The 11,780-nt window shown below is 71.0% G+C and carries 6 protein-coding genes; all 6 read left to right on the top strand.

The annotated features are described in order from the left end of the window. The first annotated feature begins 126 nt into the window (after positions 1-126). The 6 genes from ACGFJ2_RS16490 (at position 127) to ACGFJ2_RS16465 (ending at position 11,764) form a co-directional block, all read left to right on the top strand. Positions 127-1,140, top strand: a complete 1,014-nt coding sequence (locus ACGFJ2_RS16490; RefSeq protein WP_393468851.1) for a 3-oxoacyl-[acyl-carrier-protein] synthase III C-terminal domain-containing protein — start codon at positions 127-129, stop codon at positions 1,138-1,140. Between the two features lie 10 nt (positions 1,141-1,150). Next, positions 1,151-2,986: an HAD-IIIC family phosphatase gene (locus tag ACGFJ2_RS16485; RefSeq protein WP_393468848.1), complete on the top strand. Its 1,836-nt coding sequence runs from the start codon at positions 1,151-1,153 to the stop codon at positions 2,984-2,986. Then, entirely contained in the window at positions 2,979-3,239 is a 261-nt protein-coding gene (locus tag ACGFJ2_RS16480) for an acyl carrier protein (RefSeq protein ID WP_345570535.1), read from the top strand. Before ACGFJ2_RS16485 ends, ACGFJ2_RS16480 begins: the two co-directional genes overlap by 8 nt. Further along, positions 3,236-3,673 (top strand): VOC family protein, encoded by a 438-nt coding sequence (locus ACGFJ2_RS16475; protein WP_393468845.1) that lies wholly within the window; start codon positions 3,236-3,238, stop codon positions 3,671-3,673. Before ACGFJ2_RS16480 ends, ACGFJ2_RS16475 begins: the two co-directional genes overlap by 4 nt. Before the next feature lie 70 nt (positions 3,674-3,743). After that, positions 3,744-10,232, top strand: a complete 6,489-nt coding sequence (locus ACGFJ2_RS16470; RefSeq protein ID WP_393468843.1) for an SDR family NAD(P)-dependent oxidoreductase — start codon at positions 3,744-3,746, stop codon at positions 10,230-10,232. Beyond that, complete coding sequence (locus ACGFJ2_RS16465; protein ID WP_393468840.1) at positions 10,229-11,764, top strand: condensation domain-containing protein; 1,536 nt, start codon at positions 10,229-10,231, stop codon at positions 11,762-11,764. The genes ACGFJ2_RS16470 and ACGFJ2_RS16465 overlap by 4 nt, the downstream gene beginning before the upstream one ends. Positions 11,765-11,780: the final 16 nt, after the last annotated feature.

The raw sequence follows: 11,780 nt of genomic DNA, 5'->3' as shown, positions 1-11,780 counted from the left end.
AGTAATTCAGATTGGAATTCTAACTTTTCTGACTGGCGTTGGCCAATGGCGGCGACGCGATATATCGGAGATATATAGACGCGTTTTCCATAATTAAGTTCGACGGAACGAGCGCGCGGGGGCAGAATGTTCGGGATCGCTGGATTCGGTTACGCTTTCGGGGTTGACCAGGACGTGCGGCTGGTCGCCGCGGACTACGTGCCCGACCCGGAGCGCATTGTCCGCATGGGCTACCGCACCTTCCACCGGGCCCCCGACGACGTGACGGCGACCAACCTGGCGGCCAGGGCCGCGCGGGACGCGCTGGACGGAGTCGGGTGCAGCACGGCGGACCTGGACCTGCTCGTGGTGGCGGTCTCCGAGCTGCCCGAGTACCCGCACTGGGACTCCTCCGCGGCGCTGGCCCGCGAGCTGAAGATCGACAAGATCCAGACGCTGCTGCTCACGGAGGGGTGCGCGTGCGGCGTGACCGGCCTGGGGCTGGTCGCGGGGGTGCTGGCCACGCAGCCGGAGATCGAGACGGTCCTGTTCGTGGCGGTGAACCGGGTGAGTGAGTTCCACCGCAACCGGATGACCGTCAACACGGCCGTGCACAGCGACGGAGCCGTCGCGGCGCTCCTGCGGCGTGACCATCCCCGCAACCGGTGGCTGGCCACCGAGCAGTTCACCGACTCGGAGTTCTGCGACTGGTTCCGCACGGATTATGGGGGAGCCGTCGCCCCGGTGCCACCGCCCGGCTGGTCGAGCGACACGGCGTCCGCGGGCGCCGAGAGGGTCCACGCGCACTTCGACAAGAACCCGCGCCGCCTGCGCGCCTTCGTCGACGCGCTCGCCGACCGCTCCACCGAGGTCATCCGGAAGGCGTGCGATCGGGCAGGGGTGGACCCCGCCGAGCTCACGCACGTCTTCGCGCTCAACGAGAGCGCCGACGCCATCGCCGACGTGGCGCGGCCGTTCGGCATCCCTCATGAGCGCACCAATGCCGACCTGTCCGCGATCCACGGGCACATGGGCGCCGCCGACCAGCTCGCCATGCTCGGCCTGCGCTGGGACCGGGGCGACCTCTCGCCGGGGGATCTCGCCGCGCTGACCGGGACGTCGATCGGCATGCGGTGGTACTGCAGCCTCATCAGGGTCTGAAAGGGTGAACATGGACGCACTGCCGCAGGCGCTCAGAACGGCCGTAGGCGAGCGCCGGCTGCCGGATCCGGAGACGCGCGCGGCTCTCCGGGACATGACCGATCCGGCGCTGTCCCGGCGTGCCGGGCGGCTGTTGTCCGGGCTGCGCCCGCAGGACGCGCCGATCGTCGCGGTGACGGTCCTGGCGACGTGCACGATCGGTCCGTACGAGCAGCTGCTCCTGTCACAGCTCGTCTCCGCCGGGGTGTTCCCCCAGCTCACCGTCGGTGATCACGGCTCGCTGGAAAGGGAGCTGATGACCGGGGCGTTCGCCCGCCCCGAGCCGCCCGGGTTCGTCACCGCTCTCATCGACGAGTCGTTCTTCGTACCGCGTGACTGGGCGGCCGACGACACAACAGCGCTGGAGAAGCACATACGAGCCAGACTGGCCGACCTCGGCTCGGCGGTCACGGCCGCGGCGCGGCACTCGTCCGCCACGCTGATCCTGCACACGGTCCCGCTCCCCGCCGAGCTGCGCGACGCCCTGATCAGCTGGCGCGCCCGGACCCGGATCACCAGGCTCTGGTACGAGCTGAACGCCGGCATCCTCGCTCTCGGCGACGAACACCCCAATGTCGAGGTCGTCGACCTGGCCGGGCTGATGGCCGACGAGCCATACGCCGTCCGGGACGACCGGATGCACCGGTACGGCGACATGCCGTACTCCGACGGCGCGCTGCTGCTGCTCGCCCGCCAGGTCCGCCGGATCGTCCAGGCCGGACTGGGCCTGTCCCGCAAGGTGCTCGTCCTCGACCTGGACGGCACGCTCTGGGGCGGGGTGCTCGGCGAGGTGGGCGCAGGAGGCGTGCAGCTGGGCGGCCTCTACCCGGGGAACTGCTATGCCGCGTTACAGCTCGCCGTACGGCGACTGCTCGACCAGGGCGTGATCCTCGTGCTGGCCAGCAAGAACGACCCAGAGCCCGTCGAGGCGGCACTGAACGCCCACCCCGAGATGGTGCTGCGCCCCGAGGCGTTCACGGTGCGGGCGGTGAACTGGTCGTCCAAGGCGGAGAACCTGCGCTGCACCGCCGACGCCCTCGGCCTGCCGGTCTCCTCCTTCGTCTTCATGGACGACACCGACTTCGAACGCGCGGAGGTGGCGAGCCGGTTTCCCGAGGTCGCGATCGTCTCGGCGGCGGGCGATCCCGCGCACCTGGTCCGTTCGCTGCTGCGGACCGGCTGGTTCGACGCGCTGTCGCTCACCGAGGCGGACCGGCGGCGCGCGGAGCTCTATCGCGCACGGGCCGAGCGGGTCGAGCTCTCCGGCGGGTTCGACGCTGCCGCGGACTACCTGCGCGCCCTGAAGATCGAGGTGGAGATCGCCCCGGTCACGTCGTTCACGGTGCCGCGGGCGGCACAGCTCGCGGCGCGGACGAACCAGTTCAACCTCACGGGCGTCAGGTTCGGCGAGGCGCAGACCGCCGAACTGAGCACGAGCCCGGGACATCTGGTGGCCACGGTGTCGGTGTCCGACAGGTTCGGCTCGGAAGGTGTGGTCGGAGCGCTCTGGGCCGAGCGTGGCCAGAGCTCCTGGCGCGTGCTGAACCTGGTGCTGAGCTGCCGGGTGCTGGGCCGCGGTATCGAGACGGCGATCGCGGCCTGGCTCGCGGGGAGCGCCGCGGAAAGCGGAGCGGAAACCCTGGTCGGCCGATATGTCCCGTCGAAGCGCAACGGCGTCGCCGCCGGGTTCTGGACGGAGGCCGGGTTCGAGGACGCCGGCGACGGCGAGTTCGTCCTCGATCTGAGCAAGGCGACGGTGGACGTACCGGCCTGGATCACCATGAGTGAGCGGAGTGGACATGAGTGAGAGTGTCGAGGGACACGTCCTGGAGATCGTCTCGGAGGTGCTCGGTGAGGCGGCTGATCGGCTGCGCGCCGAGCACGTCCTGGCGGACTACCAATGGGACAGCATCGGCTCCCTTGAGGCCCTGGCCCAGTTGGAGAGCCGGCTGGAGGTGACGCTGGACCTGCGGGAGTTCCACGCCGTCCGCACCATCGGAGAGCTGACGAGCCTGGTGGCGCGCGCCGCGGGCGCCGGACGTGAGACGCCCGCGTCATGATCGTCGGCGTCGACCACATCGGGCTGGCCACGACCGATCCGCTCCGGGTGGGGGAGTTCCTCGGGGCGCTGGGGCTGTCCCGCGTCGACGGCGGCACCGCCGACGATTACGGGGTCTCCTGCGAATTCTGGCGTGGTCCGGACCGGCACATCGGGACGGACATCGAGATCGTCTCACCGGCGCGTGAGGGCTCGGCGATCGACAGCAGGCTCACCGGCCAGGGGGCCGGGCTCTACCACATCGCTTTCGTCGTCGACGACGTCCGCGCCGAGTTGCGAAGGCTGCGCGGACTCGGACTGTCCCCCGTCGACGCCGAACCCTGCCGCGGGGCACGTCCGGGAATGAAGGTGGCCTTCATGTACGTCCCCCGGCCCGCCTCCTTTCTCGTCGAACTCGTGGAGTACGGACCGTCGAAGCGCGAAAATTCTGTATAGAAAAAATATTGCGCCTCCGCAGAATCTCGAACGGACGGAACGTCCGCGTCGAAAGGCAAAGGGGAAGCCGGTGCGCTCCAAGAACGACGAAGCACTGATCGCGATTATCGGAATTGGCACCAGGCTTCCCGGATCCCGTGGCCCAGAGGATTTCTGGCGATTCCTGTGCGAGGGACGGGACGCCATCGGAGAGGTCCCCGCCGACCGTTGGGACGCGAACGCCCTCTACGATTCCACGCCCGCCACCCCGGGAAAAATCAACAACCGTCTCGGCGGATTCATCGACGGTATTGACGAATTCGACGCGGAGTTTTTCCGCATCTCGCCCCGGGAGGCCGCGCGTACGGACCCTCAGCAGCGGATCCTCCTGGAGGTCGCCTGGGAGGCCCTGGAGGACGCGGGCCTGCCCGCGTCCGGGATCGCGGGGTCGCGTACGGGGGTCTTCGCCGGGGTGCACTTCAGCGACTACGAGTGCGTCCAGTCGGCCGACCTCCTCGACAACGACCTCTACTCGATGCGGGGCACGTCCAGGAGCTTGATCGCCGGGCGGTTGTCGCACGCGCTGGGGCTGCAGGGGCCGAGCATGGTGGTCGACGCCGCCTGCTCGTCGTCCCTTGTGGCGCTGCATCTGGCGGGTCAGAGCCTGCGGCGCGGCGAGAGCGACATCGCGCTGGCCGCGGGCGCCAACGTCCTTCTCGACCCCGGGATCAGCGTCTCGTTCTCCCGGGGCAACATGCTGGCGCCGGACGGGCGCTGCAAGGCGTTCGACGCCTCCGCCAACGGGTTCGTGCGCAGCGAAGGCTTCGGCGTCGTCGTGCTCAAGCCCCTGGGCGCGGCGATCGCCGACGGCGACCGGGTGTACGCGGTGATCCGCGGCAGCGCGGTGAACAACGACGGCCGGACTGGCGCCTCCGCGGGCACTCCGAGCCGGTCGGGCCAGGAACAGGTGCTGCACGCCGCCTACGCCGACGCCGATCTGTCCCCGTGGCAGGTGCACTACGTGGAGGCCCACGGGACCGGCACGTCCGTGGGGGACCCGGTCGAACTGTCCGCCCTGGCGGCGGTCCTCGGCGAGGGCAGACCCGCCGACCGGCCGCTGAAGGTCGGCTCGGTGAAGACGAACATCGGTCACACCGAGGGCGCCGCGGGCATAGTCGGCGTGATCAAGACGGCGCTCAGCCTGCACACCAGGACGCTGCCGCCGTCCTTGCACTGCGCGAACCCCACGCCGGCGTTCGCGTGGGACCGGCAGCCGGTACGGGTGCAGCGGGAACTGGAGCCGTGGCCGGACGACGCGCCCGCGTTCGCCGGGGTCAGCTCGTTCGGCATCACCGGGACCAACGCCCATGTCGTCCTGGAGGCCGCGCCCACTTCGCACCCGGTCTCCGGGGCCGCCGGCGGCCGCGGGCTCCTGCTGCCCATATCGGCCCGCTCGAAGCAGGCCCTGGCCGACTCGGCCGCCCTTTACGAGGAGGTTCTGGCCCGGACGACGGAGGCGGGCGGCCCGTCGGCCGAGGACATCTGCGGGGCGGCGGCGACCCGTCGCGGTCACGAGGCGCATCGGCTGATCGTCCAGGGGACGTCGGCGCGGGAGCTGCGGGAGTCGCTGCGGGCGTTCACGGACGGCAGGCCGCGGGCCGGAACCGTCGCGGGCCGGGTCCCGGCACGGCGCGGCAAGATCGCCTTCGTCTTCTCGGGCCAAGGCTCCGAATGGCCGGGAATGTGCGCGGACCTGCTCGCCACCGAGCCCGTCTTTCGTGAGCACATCGAGCGGTGCGACACGGTGCTCGGCGAGTGGAGCGACCGGTCGGTCCTGAAGATGCTCTCGGGCCCGCCCGAGGAGACCACCGATCTCCCGATCGATGTGCTGCAACCGCTGCTCTTCTCCGTACAGGTGGCTCTGGCGGCCCTCTGGCGATCATGGGGCATCGTCCCGGACACCGTGATCGGGCACAGCATGGGCGAGGTGGCGGCCGCCTGCGCGACCGGACGGCTCACGCTTGAGGACGGCGCCTCGGTGATCCGCGCCCGCAGCAGGCTCATGGCCACCACCAGAGGCCGCGGCGGCATGGCCGTCGTAGGGCTGTCGCACGAGGACGCCCGTACGCTGGTCGCCCCCCATGACGGCCGGGTCTCGGTCGCCGCGCTCAACGGGCCCACGACCACGGTGATCTCCGGCGACCGCGACGTGATCGAGAAGATCGTCACCGACCTCGAGGGCGGTGAGGTGTTCTGTCGCCGCATCGACATCGACGTGGCCGCCCACAGCGCGCACATGGACGACCTGCGCGAGGCCCTGCGCGAGGACATCAAGGACATCCGCCCGGCCGCGGCCGACGCCGGACCGGCGTTCCACTCGACCTCCGACCCCGGCGCCGAACTGCTGGACGCGGACTACTGGCTGCGCAACCTCAGAAAGCCGGTGTCGTTCTGGCCGGCCGTCGAGCGGCTCGTGGCCGACGGTCACGACACCTTCGTGGAGATCAGCGCTCATCCGGTGCTGCTCGGCGCCATCGGCCGGGGCATCGACAGCAGCCCGCTGCTCCTCCCCTCGATGCGCCGCGACGAGGGCGGGGACGTCGCGCTGGGGTCGCTCGCCCAGTTGTACGTCGCCGGTCACGAGCCCGGCTGGCGCAGTCTCTATCCGGGCAGGGGACCTCATGTCGGTCTCCCGCGCTACCCATGGCAGCACGTGACCTTCCCGCACAAGGACGAGGGCGCGCCGCGTGGCCGGGCCCGGCCCGGAAGGGCCGGCGGGCACCCTCTCCTGGGCACCCGATTGCGGCTCGCCGCGCACCCCGGGACGGAGTTCTGGGAGTCGTGGCAGGACGTACGCGCCACCCCGTATCTGGCCGATCACAGGGTCGACGACATGGTGGTGTTCCCGGCGGCGGGCTACGCCGAGATGGCACTCGCGGCCTCGGGGGGAGCTGCCGGCGAGCCGTACGAGCTCACCGATCTGATCTTCGCGTCGGCGCTGACGCTGCCCGAGCAGCGGACCACCCAGGTACAGCTGGCGATGACCGGCAGCGGGCCGCGCCGGACGTTCCAGGTCTTCAGCGACCAGGGCGACGGAGCGTGGACGCTACACGCGAAGGGGCAGGTGAGGCGTGGTGAAGCCGCGCCGCGCCCGTCCGTACGGGCGATGCCGGAGGACTGGCAGGAGCTGGCGGGGCCAGAGTTCTACCGCATGTGCGCCGTCCGCGGGCTCCGCTACGGACCGCGGTTCCGGCTGATCGAACGGGTTCGCCGCTCGCCCGCCGGAAACGAGGCGTGGGCGGAGCTCTCAGAGGCCGCCACCGTCGCCGGCGACCACCATGTCGTCCATCCGGCGGTCCTCGACGCCTGCCTCCAGGCGGTCCTGGCCACACTGCCGGACGGCGACGAGACCTACCTCCCGGTGAGCCTCGGACGGCTCCGCCTGCACGGCCCGATCACCGGCGGCTGCGTCGTCCAGGCCCGCCTGGACGACGACGGGCGGGCGGAGCTGATCGCCAGTAACCGCGATGGCGAGCTCGTCCTGGAGGCCGACGGCCTGTGCATGCGGCGGGTCGGCCGCGAGACCACGGCGAACGAGCCGATGCGCGACGCCCGGTTCGAGGTCGTCTGGCAACCACTGGATGTCCCGCCGCGCCCGGTCGGCACCGCCGCGCGCCGCTACCTGCTCCTGGACGGGCCCCGGAACGGGTTGCACGACACGCTCAGCGCCCTGGGCCACACGTACGTACGCGTCCATCCCGGCGAGAGGTACGAACGGCTCGCGGAGGACCACTACCAGGTCAACCCATCGTCCCCGGCCGATCTCGCCAGGCTCGTGGAAGAGACGGCCGCGGAGCGGTTCGACGGAGTGATCTACGGCTGGGCTCTGGCTCCCGCCGACACGGCGTCGGACGAGGACTTCATCGGCGGGGCGCTCCGGCTCGGCTGCGGCGGCGCGCTCCACCTGGTCCAGGGGCTCGCCGGTTCGGGCACGCGGCTGTGGATCGTCACGTCGCAGGCGGTCGCCGTGTCGTCCGGCGAACCGGCCGACCTCGCGCAGGCATCGCTGTGGGGGTTCGGCCGGACCGTCGCCCACGAATACCCCGAACTGCACTGTGTCCTCGTCGACCTGGAACCCGGGCATCTCCATGCACTTGGGGACGAGCTCGACGCGGAAGGGGAGGACCAGGTCGCCTGGCGCGACGGCCAGAGGTACGCGGCCAGACTCCGTTCCCTGCCGCACGTCGTGAGCGAGGGGGACGGGACGGTGCAGGGGGCCGCGCTGCTCCGGCGGCGTACGCGCTTCCGGCTGGAGATGCCCGCACCGGGACCGCTCGACCGGCTGCGGATCGCCCCGGCCCCGCACGATCCTCCGGCGGCGGGCGAGGTCGAGATCGAGGTGGACGTCGCCGCGCTGAACTTCAAGGACGTTCTTCGCGCGATGGGAGTGCTCCCGGCCGCTTCGACGGCGTCCCTGCCGCTCGGCATCGAATGCGCCGGCCGCGTCTCCGCCCTTGGAGCCGGAGTCAGCGGACTGCTGGTCGGGCAGCGGGTCATCGCCATCACCGACTCCTCGCGCGGGTGCGTGGCCTCCCACGTCAACGCCGACGCCCGTCTCGTCGTGCCGTTGCCCGACGGGCTCGGCTTCGAGGACGCCGTCACGGTCCCGGTCGTCTTCCTGACCGCGTACTACGGGCTGGAACGGCTGGCCGGAATGAGGGCCGGCGACAAGGTCCTGGTTCACTCGGCCAGCGGAGGAGTGGGGCTCGCCGCCGTGCAGTTCGCCCGCGCGGCCGGCGCCGAAGTCTTCGCCACCGCCGGCAGCCCGGAGAAACGCGCCTATCTCCATGACGAGCTCGGCATCGAGCATGTCATGGACTCCCGGTCGGTGGAGTTCGCCGCGCAGGTGCGGGAGCTCACCGGCGGAGCGGGCGTCGACATCGTGCTGAACTCGCTGTCCGGAGGCGCCATCGAGGCGGGTCTCGCCTCGCTGCGGCCGGGCGGCCGGTTCGTGGAGCTCGGCAAGCGCGACATCGAGGAGAACACCCAGCTCGGGCTCGCGCCGTTCGGGAAGGGCCTGTCCTTCTGCTCCCTCGACGTCGAGGCGCTGCTCCTCGACCGGCCGGACGACGTCGGCCAGACGCTGAAGGAACTGATGGGACGGCTGGCGAGCGGGGAGCTGCGGCCACTGCCCCGGCAGAGCTTCCCCGTCCACGCGGCGGACGAGGCCTTCCGGCAACTGGCCAGGGCCCGGCACATCGGCAAGGTGCTGATCTCCGTGGCGTCGGCGTCCGGCGCCCGTCCCGGCAGCGCGCCGGGACGGGCGCTGGTGCGCGCCGACAGCACCTACCTGATCACGGGTGGCCTGGGCGCGCTGGGGCTGGGCACCGCGCAGGCGCTGGCCCGGGAGGGAGCCGGGCATCTCGTCCTGACGGGGCGGCGGGGCCCGGACGCCGGCGCGGCCGCGGTGCTGGACGATCTCAGGGCCGCGGGCACGGCCGTCACAGTCGTAAGCGCCGACGTGGCCCGATACGAGGCGCTGGCCGACGCCGTCAACCCGGTCCTGCGCGATGCGCCGCCGTTACGCGGGATCGTCCATGCCGCCGGTGTGCTGGCCGACCGTACGCTGGCCCAGCTGACCTGGAAGGACTTCGAAACGGTCCTGGCTCCGAAGGCCTTAGGAGCCTGGAACCTGCATCGCCTGGCGGCGGGAACTCCGCTGGACTTCTTCGTGCTGTTCTCCTCCATCGCGGGGCTGCTCGGCAACCCCGGCCAGGCCAACTACGCGGCCGGCAACACGGCCATGGACGCGCTCGCCCACCATCGGAGCTACCACGGCATGCCCGCGACCACGATCAACTGGGGCCCCTGGTCGGACATCGGCCTCGCCGCCCGCCCGGACCGGGGCGGGCGCCTCGAGGACCGGGGGCTGCCGAGCTTCTCCCCCGACGAGGGCTTCGACGCGCTCATCCGCGAACTCGCGGCGGGGCCCGACGTGCCCGTCCAGGTGGCGATCTCCAGATTCGAGCCCGCGCGGTGGGCGGAGTCGCTGCCCACGGCCACGCGGTGCTCCCTGCTGAGGGACATGCTGGCCACGTACGAGACCGACGGCGCGGAACGGGGCGACCAGGACGGCCGGGGCCTCAAGGAGGAACTCCTCGCCGCGGTCCCCGACCGGCGCGAACAGCTCCTGGCCGACCACGTCACCCAGCAGCTCGCGCGGATCACCAGGACCGACCCCGCGCTGCTGGATCGGGCGGCGCCGACGACGTCCATCGGCCTCGACTCCCTCATGGCCATGGAGCTGCGGCAGGCCATCGAATCCAGCACCGGAGTGGTGGTCTCGACGGCCACTCTCCTGGGTGGGGCGAGCATCGTGGAGATCGCCCGGTATCTCGAATCGTTCCTGGTGGAGTCCCCGCCGCAGCCGGCCCTTCCCTCCGGATCGGCCGGGAGTACGAACGTGCGGGCGGCCGAACTGCCGTCGGAGCACATTTCCGAACAGATCGACCAGATGTCCGACGGTGACGTCGAGGCGATGCTGGGACAACTGATCGCCGGAGGGGAGAAGCCCTTGTGACCGGATTCACCGAGCCGCTCGACAGGCTCACGCCGGACGAGAAACGCGCGCTGGTGTGCGCCCTGCTGCAGCGCCGTGCGAGCGGAGAGGAGATCTTCCCGCTCTCCCAAGGCCAGCAGGCGATGTGGTTCATGTATCGCGTGAGCCCGGGAAATCCTGCGTACAACGTGCCCATCGCCTGGCGGGTCCGGTCGCAGCTGGACCGGACCGCCTTCGACGGCGCGCTCGCCGACCTGGTCGGGCGCCATCCGATGCTGCGGACGTCCTACCTTGAGCTCGAAGGTATTCCGTTCCAGCGGATAGGCCCGGACAGCGGGCAGGTCAGGCTGGAGGCCGTCGACGCCCGCGACCTCGATGAGGCGGACTTCGGCGCCCTCCTGACCGCCGAGGCCATGCGCCCCTTCGACCTGGAGAGCGGTCCGGTGCTGCGGTGGCGCCTGTACGACCGACCGGACGGGGAGCAGATCATCCTCCTGGTCGGGCACCACATCGCCATGGACGCCTGGTCGGTCTTCCAGTGCCTGGACGAGCTCGCGAGCCTCTACGTCGCCAGGCTGCGCGGCAAGCCGCCGGACCTGCCCGAGGTCCAAGCCCGCTACACCGACTACGTCCGCTGGCAGGCGGCGATGCTCGGCGGCGCGGAGGGCGCGAGGCTGACCGCCTACTGGGGAGGCCGGCTCTCCGGGGCGCCGCCGGACTTCGGGCTTCGGACGGACCGGCCGCGCCCGCGCGTCCGGGGGCATCGAGGCGACCGGTGCGCCGTCGAATGTGGTGCCGAGCTCTCCTCGGCCCTCCACGGGGTCGCCGACGCGGAAGGTGCGACGTTGTTCGTCGTCCTGCTGGCAGGCTTCTACGCGCTGCTGCACCGCCACACGGGGCAGACGGACCTCCGTGTGGCGACGCCCATGGCGCATCGGGATCAGGCGTCGTTCGGCCAGGTGGTCGGCTACTTCGCGGACTCGGTGGTGCTGCGCGCGGACCTGTCGGGAGCTCCGTCGTTCCGCTTGCTCGTCCGGCGCGTCCGCGACACCGTCCTTGAGGCATTGGACCATCAGGGCCTGCCGTTCGCGGCGCTCGTCGACCTGCTCAAAGTCGAACGCGATCCCAGCAGGCCACCGCTGTGCGACATCAGCTTCGGCATGCAGAAATCGCATCGGGCCCGGTTTCGCCGCGCGGCCTCTGCGAGCCCCGGCGGGGCCGGAGGCGCCTCGCTGTTCGGTCTGCGCTCGTCGGGAGCGGACGCCCTGGTCCTGGACCTCGGCGGCCTCCTGCTGGAGCCTCACCCGGTGTCCCACCCGATGTCTCGCTATGACCTCGACCTCCAGTTGCACGAGGCCGACGGGACGATCTTCGGTGCGCTGACCTACGACACCGACCTGTTCGAGCGTTCGACGGTCGAACGACTCGTCGGGAATCTGCGGGTGTTGCTCGGCGCGGCCGCCGCCGATCCGGATCTGCCGATCTCACGGCTGCCGATGCTCACCGAGGAGGAACAACGGCTCATGCTCGGCTGGGGCGAGGCCAACGGCTGATCACGCTCGGCCCTTC

The sequence above is a fragment of the Nonomuraea sp. NPDC049028 genome, from assembly GCF_043197735.1.
Taxonomy (GTDB): domain Bacteria; phylum Actinomycetota; class Actinomycetes; order Streptosporangiales; family Streptosporangiaceae; genus Nonomuraea.
Note: the sequence above shows the minus strand (reverse complement) of the source record. Positions and strands in the feature narration are given on the sequence as shown.